Genomic DNA, 21,960 nt, shown 5'->3' with positions numbered 1-21,960 from the left:
CGCCGGAATCATACTGAATATTCTGGATTAAATCAGCTTCTAAAGACGTATCCATCTGTATCCGTCTCGCCCCCGCGACGCTGCTTTGAATGTAATTGCGAATTTTCAGACATTTCAGGTAACACCTTGGGAATCCCCTATAGACAAGGATTCAGCGGATTGCCGGTGAGCGCGAACGGGCCGCGAGCGAGAAAATCGCCCTGGACACTTTCAATTAACTTTCTGCAAACGCTGTTGCTAGTTGTATCTTCGCAGCGGTTTCATCAAAGGCGCCGCGCGATGGCTCGGCGGCCGCGCCGCGGACACTGCCGCGCCTGCTATAATCCGCCCCTCATTGGGGAGTAGCCGCCCCGCAGCGCGTTCGCCAGGTCGTCAGGCCTCGGCTCACAGAACGTGCGCTCGCGGGGGCGCCTGTCAACAGACTTGGCCGTCCCGGCCATGGCAGCCGCAGCCTCTGGCCTGGCGAGACCGATGACCCACACCCCGCCGCAACTGGGCCCGGCGTGTCGTGGGTCGTCGCTCGTACATTTCTCGGCCCGAGGATTCAAAAACGTGATTCACGCTTTTCTGATTTCAACGGGAGCGGTCGCGCTCGCCGAGATCGGCGACAAGACACAACTGCTCTCGCTGGTTCTGGCCGCCCGCTATCGCAAGCCGGTGCCGATCATTCTCGGCGTGCTGGCCGCGACGCTCGTCAATCACGCGGGTGCGGGCGCGCTCGGCGCATGGCTCGGCTCGCTGCTCACGCCGACCGTGATGCGCTGGGCGCTGGCCATCTCGTTCATCGGCATGGGCTTGTGGATTCTCGTGCCCGACAAGCTCGACGACGACGAAGCCAACACCAACCGCACGCATCTCGGTGTGTTCGGCGCGACCGTGGTGGCCTTTTTCCTCGCGGAGATGGGCGACAAGACGCAGATCGCGACGGTTGCGCTCGCGGCGCGCTTTCACGATTTCTTCGGTGTGGTGGCCGGCACCACGCTCGGCATGATGCTCGCAAACGTGCCGGCCATTGTGCTTGGCGGCCGCTTCGCGCACCGTCTGCCGACCAGGCTGGTGCACGGTATTGCCGCCGTGCTGTTCGTGGTGCTCGGGACGATGGCGTTGTTCGGCGGGGGGCTTTGAGCGGCTCGTAGCACTTTTGAACCGCTGCGGCCGCTTTGAATCGCTCGGGTGGGTTTGGACCGTTCCGCCAACCCGAGCAGTTCGCGCGACGCCAGCGCCCGCCGGATCGCGCGTGCCTGCGGCCGACAGTTGCGTCACTGCACCGCTTTCGCTCCCGAGGCGGCGGCAGGCGCGGCAGTCGGTGTCGCCGCGGCAGGCGCAGCGGTGGGGGCCGCGGTTTCGTTCGACGCGCCGCCGTTCTTGTCGAGCGGAATTTTCACTGTACGTACTACGCCGTTGCCCAGCGGGAAGTCGGCGAGCGCGCTGCGCGCCAGATACGGCATGGCCCTGACGAGCGACGACTCGCCGCCCGAGTTGCGCGCGCTCACGTTGTAGACCTCCTTACCCGTCGCGCGCTCGGTGATCCGTACGCCCAGCAGGTGCGTGAAGATCGGATAGCTCTGGTTCACATAACCGGCGGGGAACGGTCCCCACGGGCCCCACGGATCGAACGGCCGGCCCCAGCCCCAATAAGGCGCGGGCCAGGGGTTGTAGTACACCGGCTCGGCGACCGTCACGAGGTCGGAGCGGATTCCATACGAAAGTCCCACCAGATAGCGCGCCTGATTTGTGTCGACCTGGCGAAACGCGTGGGTGGCCAACTCATTGGCGACGATGCGCTCGTAGGTGGTCAGTTCCAGGTTGTTTTGCTGATCCGGCTCGCGTGTGAATGCGTACGTGCGGGTCGCGTCGCTGCCGCTCCACTCGGAGAACGCGGTGACCTGCGTGGTCACATAAGTCGTGCAGCCGGACAGCAGCACGGTCAGCGCCGCGAACAGCAGCATGGCGTGGCGCGCCCAGGAGTTTGTTTTCATGGTCTACCTCGTGAAGCGTTTGTGTTGGCGTTTCCTGCATTGTACGTAGACCGTCGATGGCGCCTCGCCGTTCCGGGCCGCAATGCCACAGCGGCGTGACCGGTGCCGGCATGGGGCGATGCATCGGCCGAATGGCTATGCGCGCACAAGGCAGTCCGCACGATCGCCCGAGGCTTTGTACAATGGCTCGACAAGCCCGGCGCACGTGCCTCCCCGCGCCGGCCGCTCGAGTCCCATCACTACAGAACGCCATGGCCGATACCGCAACGCCCAATGTGATCCGCCGCGCCGATTATGCGCCGCCCGCCTTCCTGATCGACACCGTCGCGCTGGAGTTCGATCTGCTGCCCGAACGCACCGTCGTCAAGAACACCATGCAGGTGCGCCGCAACCCGGATGCGGCGCGCGCGCCGCATCTCGAACTGATGGGCGAACAGCTCGAGTTCGTCGGCGCGACGCTCGCGGGCCAGCCCTTTGCCAACGTGCATGCGCACGAACACGGTCTGGTGCTCGACAATGTGCCCGACCAGTTCGAGCTCACCCTCACCAGCATCTGCAACCCGGCGGCGAACACCACGCTGTCGGGCCTGTACGTGTCGAGTGGCAACTTCTTTACGCAGTGCGAGGCCGAGGGCTTTCGCCGCATTACTTATTTCCTCGACCGGCCGGACGTCATGTCCACCTACACGGTCACGCTGCGAGCCAACAAGGCGGATTATCCGGTGCTGCTGTCCAACGGCAATCTGCTCGAGGAAGGCGACCTGCCGGACGGTCGCCATTTCGCACGCTGGGAAGACCCGTTCCGCAAACCGAGCTATCTGTTCGCGCTGGTCGCGGGCAAACTGGTGGCGCTCGAAGAACGCGTGAAAACCGGTTCGGGTAAGGAAAAGCTGCTGCAGGTCTGGGTCGAGCCGCACGATCTGGACAAGACCCGTCACGCAATGGACTCGCTGATCAACTCGATCCGCTGGGACGAACAGCGCTTCGGGCTCGAGCTCGACCTGGACCGCTTCATGATTGTCGCCGTGAGCGACTTCAACATGGGCGCAATGGAGAACAAGGGGCTCAACATCTTCAATACGAAGTACGTGCTGGCCAACCCCGAGACGGCCACGGACACGGACTTCGCCAACATCGAGGCAGTGGTCGGCCACGAGTATTTCCATAACTGGACCGGCAACCGCGTGACCTGCCGCGACTGGTTCCAGTTAAGCCTGAAGGAAGGCCTGACCGTGTTCCGCGACCAGGAATTCTCGGCCGACATGGCAGGCGGCCAGATGCAGGGCAGCGACGAAGCGGCGCGCGCGACCAAGCGCATCGAAGACGTACGCGTGCTGCGCCAGATGCAGTTCGCCGAAGACGCCGGCCCGATGGCTCACCCGGTGCGTCCCGAAAGCTACGTGGAGATCAACAACTTCTACACGATGACGGTGTACGAGAAAGGCGCCGAGGTCGTGCGCATGTACCAGACGCTGTTCGGCCGCGAGGGTTTCCGCAAAGGCATGGACCTGTACTTCAAGCGTCATGACGGCCAGGCCGTTACCTGCGACGATTTTCGCCATGCGCTCGCCGACGCCAATGGCCGCGATCTCGCTCAGTTCGAGCGCTGGTATAGCCAGGCGGGCACGCCCCGCGTCTCCGTGCGCACCGCTTACGACGCCGGCACCCAGCGCTACAGCGTGACGCTCGCGCAGGGCTACGGCGAGGCCGCGCCCAGCGCACGCGAAACGCAGAAGGGACCGCTGCTGATTCCGTTCGCAATCGGCCTGATCGGCAAGGACGGTAAAGATCTGCCGCTGCAACTGGAAGGCGAGGCGCAAGCGTCGGGCTCGACGACGCGCGTGCTCGAATTGACGCAGACTGAGCAGACCTTCACGTTCGTCAACGTGGCGGAGGCGCCGCTGCCCTCATTGCTGCGCAATTTCTCGGCGCCGGTGATCGTCGAATACGATTACTCGGCCGAACAACTCGCTTTCCTGCTTGCACACGACAGCGACCCGTTCAACCGCTGGGAGGCCGGTCAGCGGCTTGCCACGCGCGAGCTGCTGACGCTCGCGGCACGCGCCGCGAACGGTGCTGAACTGCAACTGGACGACTCCGTGACTGCGGCGTTCGCACGCGTGCTCACGGACGAATCGCTTTCGCCGGCGTTCCGCGAACTTGCGCTGATGCTGCCGTCCGAAGCGTATCTCGCCGAGCAGATGGCGGAATCGAATCCGGCCGCCGTGCATGCCGCGCGGCAGTTCGTGCGCAAGCGTCTTGCCAATGCGCTCAGGAGCGATTGGCTCAACATCTATGAGCAGCACCGTACGCCCGGTCCTTACGAGGCTACGCCGACGGCAGCCGGCCATCGTGCGCTGAAGAACCTCGCGCTGTCCTATCTCACCGAACTCGACGATCCGGCGCAAGCCGTGCAGCTTGCGTCGGCGCAGTACGATGCCGCGGACAACATGACGGACCGCGCCGCCGCGTTGTCCGCGCTGCTGAACGCAGCGGCGGCGGCCGACGGAGCCAGCGCCGAGGCCCAACACGCGCTCGACGACTTTTACCGGCGCTTCGAAAAGGAACCGCTCGTCATCGACAAGTGGTTCGCCTTGCAAGCCACCCAGCGCGGCAGTGCGCAGCGTCCGGTTATCGACATCGTGCGCAAGCTGATGACGCACCCAGCCTTCAATCTGAAAAATCCGAACCGCGCGCGCTCGCTGATCTTCAGCTTCTGCGCGGCGAACCCTGCGCAATTCCACGCCGAAGACGGCTCCGGCTATGCGTTCTGGGCGGACCAGGTGATCGCGCTGGACGCCATCAATCCGCAAGTGGCCGCCCGCCTCGCCCGCTCGCTCGAGCTGTGGCGTCGCTTTACGCCGACGCTTCGCGAAGGCATGCGCGCCGCGCTGGAGAAAGTGGCCTCGCAGGTCAAGTCGCGTGACGTGCGCGAAATTGTCGAGAAGGCACTCGCATGACGCAAGTTTGAGCGGTGCCCGATCCGGAAAAGCCGGCACGCGTTGCCGGCTTTTTTTCGCCTGCCGGTGGCAAGGCGGGCGAGCACTGTTGACGTCAAGCTTAGCCGTTTGGCCGACTGTTCTTGCGCCGCTTGCTGTGAGAATGCAAGCGCGTTTACTTGCCCGTTTGCATTGAATGCAGCGCGTCGAGTCATTCGCACAGTCACGACGTCTTGCGCCAAAGGCATGGCGCGAATTTCCCACTGCAAGGGCGCTTTGCTCGCGCCATGCGCCGCCTCTTCAGCGTGCAGCGCTCACGTTCGAGGTCTGTACAGATCGTAAAAGCACGGAGCGGACACACCGAGCGGTTAAAATCGGGATATTCCTCAAGCCTCCTGGAGTACAGCAATGTCCTTGCAACGTCGTACCACTCTCACGAAGTACCTGATCGAGCAGCAGCGGGAAACCAACAACCTGCCGGCCGACCTGCGCCTTTTGATCGAAGTCGTCGCGCGCGCATGCAAGGCGATCAGCTATCACGTCAGCAAGGGCGCGTTGGGCGATGCGCTCGGCACCGCGGGCAGCGAAAACGTTCAGGGCGAGGTACAGAAGAAGCTGGATATTCTGTCCAACGAGATTCTGCTCGAAGCGAACGAATGGGGCGGCAATCTGGCAGGCATGGCGTCCGAGGAGATGGAGCAGTTCTTCCCGATCCCGGCGAACTATCCGAAGGGTGAGTATCTGCTCGTGTTCGATCCGCTCGACGGCTCGTCGAATATCGACGTGAACGTGTCGATCGGCACGATCTTTTCGGTGCTGCGCTGCCCGGACGGCCAGCAGCCAACCGAACAGTCGTTCCTGCAGCCAGGCACGCAGCAGGTCGCCGCAGGTTATGCGGTGTATGGACCGCAAACCGTGCTCGTGTTGACCACCGGCAACGGCGTGAACTGCTTCACGCTCGATCGTGAGCTCGGTTCGTGGGTGCTCACGCAAAGCGATATGCGCATTCCTGTGGAGACGCGCGAGTACGCGATCAATGCGTCGAACGAACGCCACTGGTATCCGCCTGTCGAGCAATACATTGGCGAACTGAAGCAAGGCAAGGAAGGCCCGCGTCAGAGCGACTTCAACATGCGCTGGATCGCCTCGATGGTCGCGGACGTCCACCGTATTCTGAATCGCGGCGGCATCTTCATGTACCCCGCGGACAAACGCACGCCGGAAAAGCCCGGCAAGCTGCGCCTGATGTACGAAGCGAACCCCATGGCATTTATTGTCGAGCAGGCAGGCGGCGCTGCGACCAATGGCGAAAAACGCATTCTCGACATTCAGCCGAAGAGCCTGCATGAGCGCGTCGCGGTGTTCCTTGGGTCGAAGAACGAAGTGGATCGCGTGACCCGCTACCATCTCGAAACAAAAAAATAAGCGAGGGGCTTGCCAAGCCAATAAAGAAGTCCCTATAATCTCGTTTCTCCTGATGCCGGAATAGCTCAGACGGTAGAGCAGCGCATTCGTAATGCGAAGGTCGGGGGTTCGATTCCTCTTTCCGGCACCATCAAGAATCAAGCAAAAAGCCCAGTCCGCGTGACTGGGCTTTTTGCTTTTCGTCGATGCATCGATGCTTGCTGATCGCAATTCGACGCAGCTCTCCCCGTTCGGCCTACCCACTACCCACGGAAGTTCGTCACCTCGAACTGCCAGTGCGCGACCCGGCTCAGGTTGTGCGCGAGAACATCATCGCCGGTGGTACCGCACTGCTGCGCCTGCGCTTGTTGCTTGTTTCGCTTGTTTCCATACGCAGCCACCGCCTCCGACGGCGCTGACGAAAACCACGAGATGCGGCCGTCGCACTCGATTCCGACCTGGCGTCCATTCCAGTACACAGCGTTTTCCATGACGAACTCTCTGAAGGCGAAGATCACCATCTTCCGTATTGGTAGGGGTGCGTCCGTTGGCCAACGCACCTAGGCATGGGGATGGTTCTTCGGGTCATGAAAGTCGCCGCTGCAGTGTCGAATGGCGGCATCGAAAAACGAAGGTTTTGTCGCGAAGTGCTGACGGGAGCAGTTGACCCCAAACGATATTGCGCGCCGCATTCGGCCGGGGGCGACCGTTCTTTCCCCTCGCTAAAAAACTCCGGCTAACCGTCAACGCCATGACACGTCGCTCGTTTACAAAGGGATAAGCGAAGCGGCTTCTGCTTATCACACAATCGGTAATAAACGAACGTTCGACTTTTAGCCAGCAAACAATTCCGATGCGGCAATGCACCAATGCCGAGTTAATCGGGGAATACCCGGAATGAGCGAATCGCTAATTGCGGCAGCAACGCGGGGAACAGCCGGACGAGCCCGCCAGACGCGGCTCTGGGCGAATTGAAAGAAGAATTGAGGCGCGCAATGTACGCGTGCACACACAACGACAGCAGCAGCGAACCTATAAATTTAATCAGAAGACTCTGCTGAAATGTTGCGATGTGCCGTTAAAGCAACAAAGACCCTGCAATGCCTGGCCGGTGCTGGTGCAAATGGGGGCCCGAGGCTGATAATGGGTTTGTAAAGGAGAAAGATCATGGACGCCAAACCACCGAAGATTCCGACCCCGGATAAAGTCTTTTGCCCGGATCCGGAACCTGTCGGCGTCGAATTTTTGAGCGCGGAACTGCCCGAGCACGTGCGCGCCTTCTTCGACGAACAACGTAAGTCGTGCGACGCAAAGTGATTGTGCAGTGGCGCAAGGCGGTAGCTGTCCCGGCGTTTGTGACCCGGGGCATGGTCGCTCGCGCGCTATGCATCACCTTCCATTGCAACGGTTCGACCAGACGGCCTACCGCCGCCTGATGTGAACGCGCGCCCATGCGCGTTGCGCGACCTCGCGCGTGTGAACCGCGTCGCGCCTGCACTCCTCCAGCGGCCCTCCTGCGCCGAACGCTCCTGCAATACAGCGGATCGTCTATTCTTCTGCTTTTCTCCGCAGCCGTCCGGCCATCGTTCAGCCCTTTCGCTCAGCCCATGACTCGTCTATCTCGCTTTGCCGCTCGTTGCGCGCTCGCGCTTTTTGCCTACGCCGTTTTCACGCCCGCCCCTGCCGTTGCCGATGGCGACGACACCGCGCTCACCAATCTGATCGCGCTCGTGTCGCAGCGCCTCGCGCTGGCCGAGCCGGTCGCGCGCTGGAAATGGGCGAAACATCAGCCGATCACTGACAAGCCGCGCGAAGAAGCCCTACTCGCCGATGTGCAAAAACGCGCGGCCGCCGCCGACGTGGATCCAGCTTTCGCGCGCGCCTTCTTTCAGGATCAGATAGACGCCAGCAAGGAAGTGCAAAACGCGCTGTTTGCAAACTGGCGTGCGAGTCAACCGCCGCAAGAGCCGGCCCCGGACCTCGCAACGAGCACGCGCCCCCAACTCGACCGCCTGACGCAAGCGCTCATTGCCGGCCTCGCTCGCGTGCAGCCGCTGCGCGCGGCCCCGGACTGTCCGTCGCGCGTGGCGCAATCGCTGGCTAACTGGAAGTCGCTGACCCGCTACGACTCAATGCGCTCGAATGCACTCTCCCACGCGCTGGGACACGTGTGCGAAAGCGGTGGCGTCGGCGCAACCGGCTGACCGCGGCAAGCAGGGCGAAAAGCACGGCGAAAAGCAGGGCGAGAAGCAGGACGAGAAGCGGGACGAGCAGCGGAACGATCATCGAGCGCTGCGCATGTTCAGCTCTGCCCGAGGCGCTGGTTCGAAGCCGCGCGCGGCAGAGCGTATCGAACAGACTGAAGCAGTCAGGCAACGCCCAATACAGGCTCGGCGCGCGCGACACTCAGCGGCATCATCCGCAGACCGCGCGCCAGATGGCTTTGCAGAATTCGATATGTCGACAGCTCGAAGCCGCTGGCCGCACACGAGGCATGAAGGTCGATGGCCTGCGCCAATGAGGGCGCGTGGCCGATGTAACGCCACCGGTCGACGACATGAAAAGCGCGCGCCTGCGACGATTCTTCTCGCTCTTCAAATACAACGGGTCCCTGGAACGGCCACGGGGCGTCGACGGGATCGCTCTTCGTGACGCGCGGCACGCGATTGTGGCCAGGGCGCAGCGCCGCGATCCACTGCGCCTCCGCCAGCATTGCACCCAATTCGCCGCCGGTTGCACGCCACTCGACGCGCCTTACCTGCTGCGCGAGCCGCATATCCTTCGACGAGCGCCGCTCGCCCGTCAGATGCGCGCGCAGCCGCTGACGCACGCGCACGCTCCGCCCGACATACAGCGGCAAATCGCCTTCTCCATAAAACGCATAAACGCCGCAACCGGCAGGCGCTGTCTCAAGCAGATCTTCGGTGATGTCGCCCGCGAGCCGGTAGCGGCGCGTCGTGCGTTCAATCTGCGCGCGCAAGGTCTCCAGCGGCACGAGCGTGTGAAGGCGCTGCCAGAACTGCCAGATCAGATCGGCGTCAGCGAGCGCACGGTGGCGGTCGGACGGCACCAGCGAATGGCGCTCGACCAGCGCATCGAGCCCGTGGCGTTTTTCGGACGGAAACAGCGCGCGCGACAGGCGCACCGTGCACAGCACGTCCGGGTCGAAGGAAATGCCGACGCGCCGGAATTCCCCGCGCAGAAAGCCCCGGTCAAAGCTCGCGTTATGCGCGACGAACAGCTTGCCGTTGAGCCGTGCGAAGAGCTCCGGTGCGATGGCGTCGAATGTGGGCGCGCCACGTACCATGGCGTTCGTGATTCCGGTGAGCTGCTGGATGAACGACGGGATGGGTTGCTGCGGATCGACGAGACTGCTCCAGCGCGTGACACCGGTCGGCCCGACTTCCACGACCCCCACCTCTGTAATACGGTGTTCGTTGGTGGAGCCGCCGGTGGTCTCGAGATCGACGAAGACGATAGGCTCAGCGAGGGCCGGTTCGGCCAGAAACAGTTCAGACATGAAGAGGATGCTTGGACGCGTGACTTTGCGCCAAGTATGCACTAGTTAACGGCCACGGACCGCGCAGATACGATGGCCGCGGCACGGCCGCGTGCGCCGTCGGTGCTTTTGCCAACCGGTCCGTCGGCAAAAAACCGGCAGCGCCAACGCGCCAGTTCACTGATACAGTCAAAAGCTGGGTAGATATTGAGCCGGCAAGCTAATATCGGCGAAATAAAACAAAAAGCCCTCGCGATTAACACGAGGGCTTCAGACTGCATCTGCGCCCCGCACGGGCGCAAGCGCAATGCGCGGCTTAGAGCGGCTGGATGTTCGCAGCCTGCTTGCCCTTCGGGCCGGCCTTCACGTCGAACGACACGCGCTGGTTTTCCTTCAGCGACTTGAATCCTTCAGTGCGAATTTCCGAAAAGTGTGCAAAGAGATCTTCACCACCCGAGTCCGACGTAATGAAGCCAAAGCCCTTAGCATCGTTAAACCATTTGACGATACCTGTTTCCATTTTGCAGTTTTCCCTCAACGAATTATCAAATCGGGCAATGCCCTCAACGCCTCAATCTTTTGCCAACTTATCCATAACGAATATCCCTCGGGCATTGCGCACTCGGAGCGGCTTCTGAAATCAGCCTTGCCGTTATACGGGGCGCGGCGAATCACCGTCAAGTGAATTTTTAATCGGCCCTATGCACGGCATTCAATAAGTGAAAAGTTAGCCGGGTGGCGGAAATGGCGGGCGTTTTTCGACTTGCAAAGAAGTCAAACTTACTTGGTCAGCAGCAAAATTGATTGAATTCGGGAAAACCTTCCAGATATGCGCCCGTATTTGTAACGATTTGTGACTTTGGTAAGTGTTTATCCGGGTTGTCCGTCCACACTATCGAATCGCATCATAAAGCCAGCATTTGCTGTTAATGCGCATTGGGAGATTGACATGCAGTTCCCCACTATCCGCCGCCTGCTTTCAGGCCTCTTTCCTCATTTTTCTCAAACGCAGTCGCAGACTCCCGGCACCGTGCGCGCCGGCTCCGACACGTCCGCCCTCGATTTCGATCTCGTCTGGCACGGCGACCACTGGCAGAACCTGCTTTCCTCGCCGATGGACGCTCGCCGCTACGTCATCGAAGACTGGAGCGCCCCCACTGCCAACGAGTGGTGGAGCGCAGACCGGGCTGCGTCCGCGCACTGATCGTCCCTGCCCCATGCCAAGCGCGTAATGCGCAGACGAAAAAAAAGCGCGACTGGAAGGTCGCGCCGACAAAGGTTTGGAGATCTTTTTCGTCAACGAAAAAGTCCGCTTCGGAAAGCAGAACCGTCAGTATAACTCCGGATTCACAATTCGATTGTTCGCACGAGTAACAATCGTCTATTGCGCGATTAACAACAATACGTATATCGCCCCAAACCTGTTGCTTTTTCGCATCGAATTGTCGTCGTAAATTCGCAACGCAATTCGTTGACACTCCCACCTGAAGTACGCCGACATCGCGCAACCCGTTGACTGACGGGGCTTTCAGGCATTCGCCTATCGTTTCAAGCAGCGGAATACTTTATTGCAGAAATCGAAACGCCCATTCAGCGAACGCTCTCTCTACACTTTGCGTAACCGGAAAACAGCGCAGTCCGTTGCGCGCTTCCCGCGGATTCGCTTCTCGCAGCGGACGCTTGAAGGTTTTCTGAAGCAGGATTCACTGCCAATTCTCGCTTTCGGAGTAACAAGATGAAAAAGACTCTTATGGTCGCGGCCCTGACGGGCGTTTTTGCAACGGCGGCGCACGCACAAAGCAGCGTCACGCTGTACGGCTTGATCGACGCCGGCATCACGTACACCAACAACCAGCATGGTCACAGCAACTGGCAGCAAACCAGCGGCTCGGTGAACGGCAGCCGTTGGGGCTTGCGCGGCGCTGAAGACCTCGGCGGCGGCCTGAAGGCAATCTTCACGTTGGAAAACGGCTTCGGCATCAATGACGGCGCGCTCAGGCAAGGCGGGCGTGAGTTCGGCCGTCAGGCGTTCGTCGGCCTGTCGAGCACCCAGTTCGGCGCCGTTACGCTCGGCCGTCAATATGACAGCATGGTCGACTTCGTCGGCCCGCTCGCGTTGACCGGCACGCAATACGGCGGCACCCAATTCGCCCACCCGTTCGACAACGACAACCTGAACAACTCGTTCCGCGTCAACAACTCGGTCAAGTACACGAGCGCGAACTACGGCGGCCTGAAGTTTGGCGGCATGTACGGCTTCTCGAACCAGGCAGACGGCTTCGCCAACAACCGCGCCTACAGCGCGGGCGCGTCGTACAACTGGGGCGGCCTGAACGTCGGCGCAGCTTACCTGCAATTGAACAGCAACGGCGCGACGGGCGCGGCTGCTGCGTTCAACTCGGGCGGCGCGGTGTCGAGCGACAACACCTTCTTTGCTGCACGTCAGCAAACCTGGGGCGCAGGCGCGAACTACGCGTTCGGCCCGGCAACCGTCGGCCTCGTCTACTCGCAAACCAACCTGTCGGGTCTGGCAGGCATCGGTGCAGGCGCGTCGGGCCAGACGGGCGGCATCGCGTTCGGTGGCGGCAGCGCACACTTCCAGAACTTCGAAGCGAACGCACGTTACGCTCTGACGCCGGCTGTCAGCATCGCCGGTTCGTACACGTACACGCGCGCAAGCCTCGCCGGCACCCGTCCGCACTGGAACCAGTTCAACCTGCAAACGGCGTACGCACTGTCCAAGCGCACGGACGTCTATCTGCAAGGCGAATACCAGCAAGTCAACGAAAACGCGATCGTGGGTGCGGACATCAACGGTCTGGCTGCTTCGAGCAACAACAAGCAGGTCGCTGTCACGGCAGGTCTGCGTCACCGCTTCTAAAGCGGCTGGCAACACAGGCAATACGAAAGGCGCCGCTTGCGGCGCCTTTTTTTGTCCCGTCGGCAATGCGTTGAGCCGCGGCCGGCATAGCCGGCCCGCGAAACAAAGCCGCAAGCGCAGAAAGAGAGAACTAGCCGCCGCTATCCGGGGGCGGATACTTGACGTCGAGAATGTCGATCGGCTGCGGTCCTGCCGGCGTGTACAACGTGACCGTGTCGCCGACCTTGGCTTTCAGCAGCGCCCGTGCGATCGGCGAGATCCAGCTCACGTGGCCTATGTCCAGATCCACTTCGTCGATGCCGACAATGGTCACCGTGTGTTCTTCGCCGTCTTCCGTCGCATATTCGACAGTCGCGCCGAAAAAGACCTGATCGACGTTCTCCTGCTTGCTGCTGTCGACAACCTCCGCAAGGTCGAGCCGCTTGGTCAGGAAACGGATGCGCCGGTCGATCTCGCGCAAACGGCGCTTGCCATAAATGTAATCGCCGTTCTCCGAGCGGTCGCCGTTTGACGCCGCCCACGACACGAGCTTGACGACTTCTGGCCGCTCGACGTCGATAAGTTGCAGCAGTTCGTCGCGCATGCGACGGTAGCCCGCCGGCGTGATGTAGTTCTTGGTGCCCGCGGGAACGTCCGGTTGGGCGACGTCGAGGTCGTCGTCGTTATCTTCACTCGACTCTTTGACAAAGGCCTTGTTCATGATGATCCATAAGCTGCAGCAAGCGACTGCCTCACTAGGGTACACGATCATGACAATGAGACAAATCGCAGTTACACCCTTCCCTTTTTTGAAACCTTTGCTATAATCTCGTTTCTGCGTGCGGCTGTAGCTCAGTTGGATAGAGTACTTGGCTACGAACCAAGGGGTCGTGGGTTCGAATCCTGCCAGCCGCGCCATTTATTTCGAGGGCCTCCCTCTGGGGAGGCCCTTACGTTTTACCCAGTTTTCGCCGTCGGGTGGCATAACAGCACGGCGTAACTGCATCACCTGTTTCGCGTGCGGCTGTAGCTCAGTTGGATAGAGTACTTGGCTACGAACCAAGGGGTCGTGGGTTCGAATCCTGCCAGCCGCGCCACCTCTAAAGGGCCTTCCAACCGGAAGGCCCTTTGTTTTTCCGGGCACGGTTGCGGCCGTCGTCGTCCTACGGCCGCGCAGTGACCGCCCCGCTTGCACTCACGGCCGCGGCGGGGACTGAATATCGCCGATATGCCCGTCCGGGCTCGGAACATCTTCGAAAGTGTTGCCCGCGGTTGCTTCGGCAATGCGTTGCGCCGTATCGCCCGCCAGCATCTGCGGCTCGTGCAGCATCTCGCCAACGCTATCGCCAAACCGGCTTTGCACAAACGCCCGCAAGAGCGCGACACGCACCGAGTCGGCGCGGCCCTCCACCGGTCCCCGCCCCCCTTCGAATTCTGCGACGCAATGCGCAGGCCCCTGTTCGTCGCGCTCACGCAGCTCCAGCCGACGCGCGCGCTCGAGCACCACGGAAGCGGCTTCCCATGACGTTGTAGGCTTGAATCGGCCGTCCCACGGACGACCGCGGTCGTTACCGCGTATGAATACGGTTTCGCCGCTGTCGGTGAACTGGATTTCGCGCACGAAGTCGTGCAGGCTGCGGGCCACCCAATAGTCGAGCGCGAGGCCCTCGAGGTCAGCTACTTTCATCAGCGTTCTCCCTGAGTTTTCAGGTGAGACTCGCCTGTGGCCGGTGCGTTCCTACGGAAGAAACGACTTTTGCGCGGCAGGCGAGCGCGGCGAATCAGTAGTCCGCCCGTTCCCGCTCGATTCGCATGCCGCCGTCATGCCGATGATGCCCGTCGTCGCTCGGCCGTTCGCGCGCGATACGCATCACGTCGAGATTGGTGCGCACGCGACGCATCACGTTGGCCAGATGCACGCGGTCGCTGACCTGGATCACGAAACGCAGGATGGTGGATTCCTGCGAAAGGTCTTCGTCCATCGCAATGTGGACGATGTTCGCGTCCGCCGAGGTGATGTCTGCCGCCACGCGGGCAAACACGCCCTTGGTGTTCTTGACCAGCACCTTGACCGCGACGTCGAACAGACGCCCCGGCTGCGGCGCCCACGCAACGTCGATCCAGCGTGCGGGATCGCGCCGGTGGATGCGCTGCGCGACGCGGCAGTCGGTGGTGTGGATCGCCATGCCAAGGCCAATGCCGATATAGCCCATGATGTTGTCGCCCGGAATCGGGCGGCAGCAGGCCGACAGCTGGACCGACATGCCTTCCGTGCCGGTGATCACGACCGGCGGCGCATGCGGCGCCGAACTCGCATCAGAACGCGAGCCGTCGTCGTCCGCATCGCGGCCGCTCATCAGCACTTCGATGCGCTTTGCCATGACCGCCGCGACACGCCGGCCAAGACCAATGTCCGCGAAAATTTCCTGACCGTTCTTGTTGCCCGTCCACTGCACGAGCTTTTCCCAAGCCTCGGGCGTGACATCCGACAGCGCGAGGCCGTAGCCCTTCAACGCCTGATCGACCAAGCGCTCGCCAAGCTGAACCGACTCGTTCAGCCGCATGGTCTTCAGATAATGGCGAATGGCGGAGCGGGCCTTGCCGGTGCGCACAAAGCCGAGCCACGCGGGGTTCGGCTTCGAATACGGCGCCGTGATGACTTCAACGATGTCGCCGCTCTTCAACTCGGTGCGCAGCGGCAGCAGTTCGTTGTTGATCTTCACCGCGACACATTGGTTGCCAAGGTCGCTGTGAATCGAATAAGCGAAGTCGAGTGCCGTCGCGCCGCGCGGCAGCGCCATGATTTTCGACTTCGGCGTAAAGACGTAGACCGCATCCGGGAACAGGTCGATCTTCACGTGTTCGAGGAATTCGCTCGAGTCGCCCGCTTCGCTCTGAATGTCGAGCAGCGACTTCAGCCACTGGTGCGCGCGCTTTTGCACGTCGTTCAGGTCGGCGCTGCCGTTCTTGTACAACCAGTGCGCGGCGACGCCCGCTTCGGCGATTTCGTGCATCTTGCGCGTACGCACCTGAAACTCGATCGGCGCGCCGAACGGACCGACGAGCGTGGTGTGCAGCGACTGATAGCCGTTCACCTTCGGGATCGCGATGTAGTCCTTGAACTTGCCGGGCACCGGCTTATAGAGCGCATGCAGCGCGCCGATGCAGGTATAGCACTCGAGCGCGCTGTCGACCACTACGCGAAAGCCGTACACGTCGAGCACCTGCGAGAACGACAACTGCTTGTCGCGCATCTTCTTGTAGATGCTGAAGATAGTTTTCTCGCGGCCGGTCACTTCGGCGTCGATCTTCGCGTCGGCGATCGCGCGCTGCACCGACTCCAGAATCTTGCCGACCACTTCGCGCCGGTTGCCGCGCGCGGCCTTGACGGCCTTCTCGAGCGTGGCATACCGGTGCGGATTGAAGTTCGCGAAGCTCAGATCCTGCAACTCGCGATACGTATTGTTCAGGCCGAGCCGGTGGGCAATCGGCGCGTAAATGTCCAGTGTTTCGCGCGCCACGCGGCGGCGCTTTTCCGGCGGCACCGCGCCGAGCGTGCGCATGTTGTGCAGCCGGTCTGCGAGCTTGACCAGAATCACGCGGACGTCGCGCGCCATGGCGAGCAGCATCTTGCGGAAGTTTTCCGCCTGCGCTTCCTCGCGATTGCGGAACTCCATCTTGTCGAGCTTCGACAGACCGTCGACGAGTTCCGCGACCTTCGCGCCGAAACGCTCGGCGAGCTCGGCCTTGGTCACGCCCTGGTCTTCCATTACGTCATGCAACAGCGCGGCCATGATGGCCTGGCCGTCCAGATTCCAGCCGGCGCAGATTTCCGCGACGGCAACCGGATGCGTGATGTAAGGCTCGCCGCTCTGGCGATACTGGCCGAGGTGGGCTTCGTCGCTGAAATGGAAGGCCGCCTTCACCTCCTTGATTTCTTCCGGCTGCAGATAGCCGGACAACGCGGAGGTCAGCTTGGCAATGGAGACGACGTCATGCCGGCGCGGCTGCTCCGGCGTGGCGGTCGGCCCGAACAGATGGCGAAACGACTGTTCGAGAACCGCGTCGATATATTTGCGCGCAGACGAAGGCGAATCGGCGTCGTGCTCCGCTTCCGTGGCGGTGGGCGGGGTGGTACTCATGTTCGCCTCCGTAGCGGTTGGGAGTGGACGCCGGTCTGCAGCTTGATACGATCAGGTGTAGCAGATACGGCTGGATATCGCGGTAAAACAGTGCAGTAAAACTTGTGGCAGCAACTTCTGGCAAATCGAGGTGGCCAGGTTAGCCGCCAGATGCGGCGAAAGTGTGCCGCAAAGCAGCGCCTTAAACCGGCACCTTCTTCAGCATTTCGACACCGACCTGGCCGGCCGCGATTTCGCGCAGCGCGACGACCGTGGGCTTGTCGCGGCTTTCGATTTTCGGCGTGTGGCCTTGAGCGAGCTGACGCGCGCGATAAGTCGCGGCAAGCGCGAGTTCGAAACGATTCGGGATCTGTTTGAGACAGTCTTCGACGGTAATGCGGGCCATGTTGGGTTCCTTCTCAGTATGTTGCTTATTCTACCTTATGTGCTCGAATCGCCGCCGCGCTCACGGGTGCGGAAGGTGAATGCCGAGCTGCACGAAAAGCTGCGTATGACGCGCGTATTGCGAGGCGAAGCGCGAGCGCGTCGCGGCCACGAGACACTGCAGTTCGCTAAGCGCGCGATCGAAATTCTCGTTGATCACCACGTACTCCGCTTCGGCTGCGTGCGCCATCTCGCTGCCGGCCGCGAGCAGGCGCCGCGTGATGACGTTCGGCTCGTCCTGGCCGCGTTTTTTCAGGCGCTCTTCGAGCGCTTCGAGCGACGGCGGCAGGATGAAAATCTCGACCGCGTTGTGAAACTGCTTCTTCACCTGCTGCGCGCCCTGCCAGTCGATTTCGAGCAGCACGTCATGGCCGCTTTTCATCTGCTCCTCGATCCACACGCGCGAGGTGCCGTAGTAGTTGCCGTGCACTTCGGCGCTTTCGAGAAACTCGCCCGCGTCGTGCCGCTTCATGAAGTCGTCGACCGTCGTGAAGTGGTAGTGCTCGCCGTCCTGCTCCTTGGGACGCGGCGGACGCGTCGTGTACGAGATCGACAGACGGATCGCGTCGTCGCTCGCGAGCAGCGCGTTCACGAGCGTCGACTTGCCGGCGCCCGAAGGCGCGACGACCATGAACAGGTTGCCGGGATAAGCGCCGGCATACGGGTTGCGCGGCGCGCCGCTTTCGCGTGTGTGGTGATCGGTCATGTTGTGATGCTCCAGCCTTTATTCCAGATTCTGTACCTGCTCGCGCATCTGTTCGATGAGCAGCTTCAGCGTCATCGACGAATCCGCCAGTTCCTTCGCCGCCGCCTTCGAACCAAGCGTGTTCGCTTCGCGATTGAGCTCCTGCATCATGAAGTCGAGCCGCTTGCCGACCTTGCCGCCCTTCTGGATCACGTGACGGGTTTCGTTCAGGTGAGCCGTGAGACGCGACAGTTCCTCGGCGATGTCGATGCGGATGCCATACATCGTCACTTCCTGGCGGATCCGCTCGTTGATCTCTTCGCGCGACACGATGGTCGCGGCTGTGTCCGGCGCGGCAATGCCGAGCGCTTCCTGCAAACGTTCGACAATCTTCTGCTGATGCTTCGCGATCAGTTCCGGCACGAGCGGCGTGATTTTCGTGACGATCGCTTCCATCTCGGTCACGTTGGCAAGCAGCATGTTCGCAAGCTGTGCGCCTTCGCGCGCGCGCACGTCGATCAGGTCGGCAATGGCCTGCTTGCCGCACGCGAGCACCGCGTCGCGCAATTCATCGGGCGCAATGCCGGTTTCGGCGAGCACGCCGGGCCAGCGCAGAATTTCGCCGGCGCGCAGACGTCCGGCTTCCGGAAACGTCGCGAGCACCGTGCGCTCGAGAAGCGCGAGCTGAGTCAGCGCTTCATGATTGATCGAGCCCGCGTTCGCTGTCTGTTCGCTGCGCTGCAGATTGATACGAATATCCACCTTGCCGCGCGAGAGCTTGTTCATCAGCATTTCGCGCAAGGTCGGTTCGCACACGCGCACGTCTTCGGGCATGCGGAAGTTCAGGTCGAGAAAGCGCGAGTTCACCGTGCGCAGTTCGACCGACACGCTCACGCCGCCCGTGCCCGAGGCCGCGACGAGTTCGCGTGTCGCGCTCGCATAGCCAGTCATGCTGTAGATCATCGTATTTCTCGCGATTGTGGCCGCGCGCGAGGCGCCGGCCGAAGAGTCGAATCGCCCGGCGTGTACGAGACGCGAGGCGGTGAACAGGCATTATCCCATTTTTGGCGATGGGACCCCTTGCACAGGCACGGCCCACGCGGCTAGCCGCCGGACGCATGGGTGCTTCGATCGGCTGTAAAATCCTGCTTTCCCTCCCGTTTTCCTCCTGACCGAATCCACTATGACCGACACCACTCGACGCCCCAGCGGCCGCCTCGCCGATCAGCTGCGCGACGTGCGCATCACGCGCCACTACACGAAGCACGCGGAGGGCTCGGTGCTGGTCGAATTCGGCGACACCAAGGTGATCTGCACGGCGAGCATTGCGGAAACGGTGCCGTCTTTCCTGCGCGACCGCGGCCAGGGCTGGCTCACTGCCGAATACGGCATGCTGCCGCGCGCCACGCACACGCGCAGCGACCGTGAAGCCGCGCGCGGCAAACAGACCGGGCGCACCCAGGAAATCCAGCGTCTGATCGGCCGCGCGCTGCGTTCGGTGTTCGACCTGGAGAAGCTCGGCGCGCGCACGCTGCACATCGATTGCGACGTCATTCAGGCCGACGGCGGCACCCGCACGGCGAGCATTACCGGCGCGTTTGTCGCCGCACACGACGCGGTGAGCAAACTGCTGGCTGCGGGGCGCATCGAAAGCTCGCCTATCAGCGATTTCGTCGCGGCCATTTCGGTCGGCATTTACGACGGCGTGCCGGTGCTCGATCTCGACTACGACGAAGACTCGCAATGCGATACCGACATGAACGTCGTGATGACAGGCGCGGGCGGCTTCGTCGAAATTCAGGGCACCGCCGAAGGCGTGCCGTTCTCGCGTGAAGAAATGAATGCGCTGCTCGATCTTGCAAGCGACGGCATCGCCACGTTGATCGCCAGACAGAAAGAGGCATTGGAGTATCGCGGTGAATGAAGTTAGTAACAGCCATGGCGCCCCGGCGTCGGGTACGCCGTTGAATAAGGTCGTGCTTGCGTCCAACAACGCAGGCAAGCTGCGCGAGTTTGCGGCCTTGCTCGGCGCCGCCGGCATCGAATTGATTGCGCAGGGCGAGCTCGGCGTGCCGGAAGCGCAGGAGCCGCACCCCACGTTCGTTGAAAACGCTTTGACCAAGGCTCGTCATGCCGCGAAGCTCACGGGCCTGCCCGCCCTCGCCGACGATTCCGGTCTTTGCGTGCGTGCGCTGCGCGGCGCGCCAGGCGTTTACTCGGCGCGTTACGCGCAACTTGCGGGCGGCGAGAAAAGCGACGCCGCCAACAACGCGCGGCTGGTTTCGGCGCTGCAGGGCCAAACCGACCGCCGCGCGTACTACTACTGCGTGCTTGCGCTAGTGCGTCACGCAGACGACCCCGAGCCGCTCATCGCCGAAGGCCGTTGGCATGGCGAGATTCTCGATGCGCCGCGCGGCTCGCATGGCTTCGGCTACGACCCGTACTTCTTCGTGCCGTCGCTGCACGCGAGCGCCGCGCAACTCGAACCCGCGGTGAAAAATGCCAGCAGCCATCGCGCGATCGCATTGCGCCAACTGCTTGCGCGCCTTTCGGAGGAAGCGTGATTCCGATCAAGCCGGCGCCCGCCGACATCGGCAACGGCGTCATCAAGGCTTTCACCTCGCCGGGCAGCATCCGGCTGACGTCACTGCCGCCGCTCTCGCTGTATGTGCATTTTCCGTGGTGCGTGCGCAAGTGCCCGTACTGCGATTTCAATTCGCACGAGTGGAAAGGCGAGACGTTCCCCGAGAATGACTATCTCGACGCGTTGCGCGCCGACCTCGAGATGGCGCTGCCGCTCGTGTGGGGCCGCCAGGTGCATACGGTGTTTATCGGCGGAGGCACGCCGAGTTTGCTGTCCGCGGCGGGGCTCGACCGCATGCTGTCGGACATTCGCGCGCTGCTGCCGCTCGACGCCGATGCCGAGATCACGCTGGAAGCGAATCCCGGCACCTTCGAAGCCGCGAAGTTCGCGCAGTTTCGGGCGAGCGGCGTGAATCGCCTGTCCGTTGGCATTCAGAGTTTCAATGAAGCGCACCTGAAAGCGCTCGGCCGCATTCATGATTCGAAGCAGGCGCGCCAGGCCGTCGAAGTCGCCGCAACCACGTTCGACAATTTCAACCTCGACCTGATGTTCGCACTGCCGCAGCAGACGCTCGCCGAATGCGAGGCCGATGTGGAGACCGCGTTGTCGTTTGCGCCGCCGCATCTTTCGCTGTATCACCTGACGCTCGAGCCGAACACGCTGTTTGCGAAATTCCCGCCGGCCTTACCCGACGACGATGCCTCCGCCGACATGCAGGACTGGATTCACGAGCGCACGTCCGCGGCGGGCTACGAGCGCTACGAAGTGTCGGCATATGCGAAGCCGCATCGGCAAAGCAAGCACAATCTGAATTACTGGCGATTCGGCGACTATCTCGGCATTGGTGCGGGCGCGCATACGAAGCTGTCGTTTCCGAACCGCGTGTTGCGCCAGGCGCGTTACAAGCATCCGGCCACGTTCATCGAGCAGGCAAAAGCGGGCACGGCGGTGCAGGAAGAACACGAAGTCAGCGCGCGCGATCTGCCGTTCGAGTTCATGCTCAATGCGCTGCGACTGGTGGAAGGTTTTCCGGTGCACCGGTTTATTGAACGCACCGGTTTGCCGATGACGTCGATCGAACCGGCTTTGCAGGAAGCCGAGCGCCGCAAGCTCATTACGCGCGACCACGAGAAGATTGCGCCGACGCCGCTGGGGCAAGCGTTCCTCAACGATCTGCAGGCCTTGTTTCTAAAAGATCCGCAGTGAATGCCGATACACAGGCCGCCGCAACGACGCTTTTTCAGGTTACAATTTGCGGCTTGGAGGTGTGGCCGAGTGGTTTAAGGCACCGGTCTTGAAAACCGGCGAAGGAGTGATCCTTCCGTGAGTTCGAATCTCACCGCCTCCGCCAGATGCAAGAAAAATGCCCCGTAAGTTCAGTGAACTACGGGGCTTTGTTTTTTTCGTGCGGCTCGCTCACAGGCCGCAATGGTTGCTGTATGAGG

The 21,960-nt window shown here is 61.9% G+C and carries 20 protein-coding genes, 4 tRNA genes and 1 riboswitch; of the genes, 14 read left to right on the top strand and 10 right to left on the bottom strand.

Translation table 11 applies throughout. The features are described from left to right. Positions 1–324: 324 nt before the first annotated feature. Positions 325–545: riboswitch (yybP-ykoY riboswitch) on the top strand. 7 nt (positions 546–552) lie between these two features. Further along, the gene (locus tag JNB89_RS07660) at positions 553–1,125 is read left to right on the top strand and encodes a TMEM165/GDT1 family protein (protein WP_135892860.1); all 573 of its coding nucleotides are present in this window, start codon (positions 553–555) and stop codon (positions 1,123–1,125) included. A gap of 134 nt (positions 1,126–1,259) precedes the next feature. Here the strand turns inward: JNB89_RS07660 and JNB89_RS07655 are convergent, their stop codons facing one another. After that, on the bottom strand, positions 1,260–1,979 hold the full coding sequence (locus tag JNB89_RS07655) for a DUF4136 domain-containing protein (protein ID WP_220361811.1): 720 nt from the start codon (positions 1,977–1,979) through the stop codon (positions 1,260–1,262). A 251-nt stretch (positions 1,980–2,230) separates the two neighbouring features. Between JNB89_RS07655 and pepN the strand changes: the two genes are divergently transcribed. The 3 genes from pepN to JNB89_RS07640 all read left to right on the top strand — a co-directional run bounded on the left by pepN (position 2,231) and on the right by JNB89_RS07640 (position 6,473). Beyond that, on the top strand, positions 2,231–4,939 hold the full coding sequence (gene pepN / locus JNB89_RS07650; RefSeq protein ID WP_220361810.1) for an aminopeptidase N: 2,709 nt from the start codon (positions 2,231–2,233) through the stop codon (positions 4,937–4,939). A gap of 387 nt (positions 4,940–5,326) precedes the next feature. After that, on the top strand, positions 5,327–6,343 hold the full coding sequence (locus JNB89_RS07645; RefSeq protein WP_013340205.1) for a class 1 fructose-bisphosphatase: 1,017 nt from the start codon (positions 5,327–5,329) through the stop codon (positions 6,341–6,343). Positions 6,344–6,397: 54 nt separating this feature from the next. Further along, positions 6,398–6,473: transfer RNA gene (locus tag JNB89_RS07640), tRNA-Thr, on the top strand. A gap of 112 nt (positions 6,474–6,585) precedes the next feature. On the opposite strand, the gene JNB89_RS07635 is transcribed toward JNB89_RS07640, so the two are convergent. Next, positions 6,586–6,843 (bottom strand): hypothetical protein, encoded by a 258-nt coding sequence (locus tag JNB89_RS07635; protein ID WP_013340206.1) that lies wholly within the window; start codon positions 6,841–6,843, stop codon positions 6,586–6,588. A gap of 646 nt (positions 6,844–7,489) precedes the next feature. On the opposite strand from JNB89_RS07635, the gene JNB89_RS07630 reads away from it, so the two are divergent. Together JNB89_RS07630 and JNB89_RS07625 are read left to right on the top strand one after the other, a co-directional pair. Further along, positions 7,490–7,639, top strand: a complete 150-nt coding sequence (locus JNB89_RS07630) for a hypothetical protein (RefSeq protein ID WP_013340207.1) — start codon at positions 7,490–7,492, stop codon at positions 7,637–7,639. Positions 7,640–7,929: 290 nt separating this feature from the next. Continuing rightward, positions 7,930–8,526 (top strand): chorismate mutase, encoded by a 597-nt coding sequence (locus tag JNB89_RS07625; protein ID WP_013340208.1) that lies wholly within the window; start codon positions 7,930–7,932, stop codon positions 8,524–8,526. Between the two features lie 164 nt (positions 8,527–8,690). Here JNB89_RS07625 and JNB89_RS07620 read toward each other — a convergent pair whose 3' ends face one another. After that, positions 8,691–9,842: an exonuclease domain-containing protein gene (locus tag JNB89_RS07620; protein WP_220361809.1), complete on the bottom strand. Its 1,152-nt coding sequence runs from the start codon at positions 9,840–9,842 to the stop codon at positions 8,691–8,693. Positions 9,843–10,137: 295 nt separating this feature from the next. Continuing rightward, positions 10,138–10,341 (bottom strand): cold-shock protein, encoded by a 204-nt coding sequence (locus JNB89_RS07615; protein ID WP_013340210.1) that lies wholly within the window; start codon positions 10,339–10,341, stop codon positions 10,138–10,140. 429 nt (positions 10,342–10,770) lie between these two features. On the opposite strand from JNB89_RS07615, the gene JNB89_RS07610 reads away from it, so the two are divergent. Next, positions 10,771–11,025, top strand: a complete 255-nt coding sequence (locus JNB89_RS07610; protein ID WP_135892865.1) for a hypothetical protein — start codon at positions 10,771–10,773, stop codon at positions 11,023–11,025. A 531-nt stretch (positions 11,026–11,556) separates the two neighbouring features. After that, complete coding sequence (locus tag JNB89_RS07605; RefSeq protein WP_013340212.1) at positions 11,557–12,702, top strand: porin; 1,146 nt, start codon at positions 11,557–11,559, stop codon at positions 12,700–12,702. A 130-nt stretch (positions 12,703–12,832) separates the two neighbouring features. On the opposite strand, the gene greB is transcribed toward JNB89_RS07605, so the two are convergent. Further along, on the bottom strand, positions 12,833–13,402 hold the full coding sequence (gene greB, locus JNB89_RS07600; protein WP_167507848.1) for a transcription elongation factor GreB: 570 nt from the start codon (positions 13,400–13,402) through the stop codon (positions 12,833–12,835). A gap of 120 nt (positions 13,403–13,522) precedes the next feature. On the opposite strand from greB, the gene JNB89_RS07595 reads away from it, so the two are divergent. Together JNB89_RS07595 and JNB89_RS07590 are read left to right on the top strand one after the other, a co-directional pair. Next, positions 13,523–13,599: transfer RNA gene (locus JNB89_RS07595), tRNA-Arg, on the top strand. Between the two features lie 102 nt (positions 13,600–13,701). Beyond that, positions 13,702–13,778: transfer RNA gene (locus JNB89_RS07590), tRNA-Arg, on the top strand. A gap of 98 nt (positions 13,779–13,876) precedes the next feature. Here JNB89_RS07590 and JNB89_RS07585 read toward each other — a convergent pair. The 5 genes from JNB89_RS07585 to JNB89_RS07565 all read right to left on the bottom strand — a co-directional run bounded on the left by JNB89_RS07585 (position 13,877) and on the right by JNB89_RS07565 (position 18,894). After that, on the bottom strand, positions 13,877–14,368 hold the full coding sequence (locus JNB89_RS07585) for a phage protein NinX family protein (RefSeq protein WP_220361808.1): 492 nt from the start codon (positions 14,366–14,368) through the stop codon (positions 13,877–13,879). A 94-nt stretch (positions 14,369–14,462) separates the two neighbouring features. Continuing rightward, complete coding sequence (locus JNB89_RS07580) at positions 14,463–16,823, bottom strand: RelA/SpoT family protein (RefSeq protein ID WP_013340215.1); 2,361 nt, start codon at positions 16,821–16,823, stop codon at positions 14,463–14,465. Between the two features lie 181 nt (positions 16,824–17,004). Beyond that, positions 17,005–17,208 carry a DNA-directed RNA polymerase subunit omega gene (rpoZ, locus tag JNB89_RS07575; protein ID WP_006025620.1) on the bottom strand — a complete coding sequence of 68 codons (204 nt, stop codon included), beginning with the start codon at positions 17,206–17,208 and terminating at the stop codon, positions 17,005–17,007. Between the two features lie 60 nt (positions 17,209–17,268). Then, entirely contained in the window at positions 17,269–17,952 is a 684-nt protein-coding gene (gmk, locus tag JNB89_RS07570) for a guanylate kinase (protein WP_135892869.1), read from the bottom strand. A gap of 18 nt (positions 17,953–17,970) precedes the next feature. Further along, entirely contained in the window at positions 17,971–18,894 is a 924-nt protein-coding gene (locus JNB89_RS07565) for a YicC/YloC family endoribonuclease (protein ID WP_013340217.1), read from the bottom strand. 220 nt (positions 18,895–19,114) lie between these two features. Here JNB89_RS07565 and rph point away from each other — a divergent pair, with 220 nt between their 5' ends. From rph to JNB89_RS07545, 4 genes are all read left to right on the top strand, one after another. Beyond that, positions 19,115–19,855, top strand: coding sequence for a ribonuclease PH (rph, locus tag JNB89_RS07560; protein WP_220361807.1), 741 nt, complete (start codon positions 19,115–19,117; stop codon positions 19,853–19,855). Beyond that, complete coding sequence (gene rdgB, locus JNB89_RS07555) at positions 19,848–20,495, top strand: RdgB/HAM1 family non-canonical purine NTP pyrophosphatase (protein WP_135892872.1); 648 nt, start codon at positions 19,848–19,850, stop codon at positions 20,493–20,495. Before rph ends, rdgB begins: the two co-directional genes overlap by 8 nt. After that, a complete protein-coding gene (hemW, locus tag JNB89_RS07550; RefSeq protein WP_135892873.1) occupies positions 20,492–21,721 on the top strand; it encodes a radical SAM family heme chaperone HemW in 1,230 nt (409 codons plus the stop codon). Before rdgB ends, hemW begins: the two co-directional genes overlap by 4 nt. A 55-nt stretch (positions 21,722–21,776) precedes the next feature. Then, positions 21,777–21,866, top strand: a tRNA-Ser gene (locus tag JNB89_RS07545). Positions 21,867–21,960 lie beyond the last annotated feature (94 nt).

Source organism: Paraburkholderia phenoliruptrix (assembly GCF_019511605.1).
GTDB lineage: Bacteria > Pseudomonadota > Gammaproteobacteria > Burkholderiales > Burkholderiaceae > Paraburkholderia > Paraburkholderia phenoliruptrix_A.
Note: the sequence above shows the minus strand (reverse complement) of the source record. Positions and strands in the feature narration are given on the sequence as shown.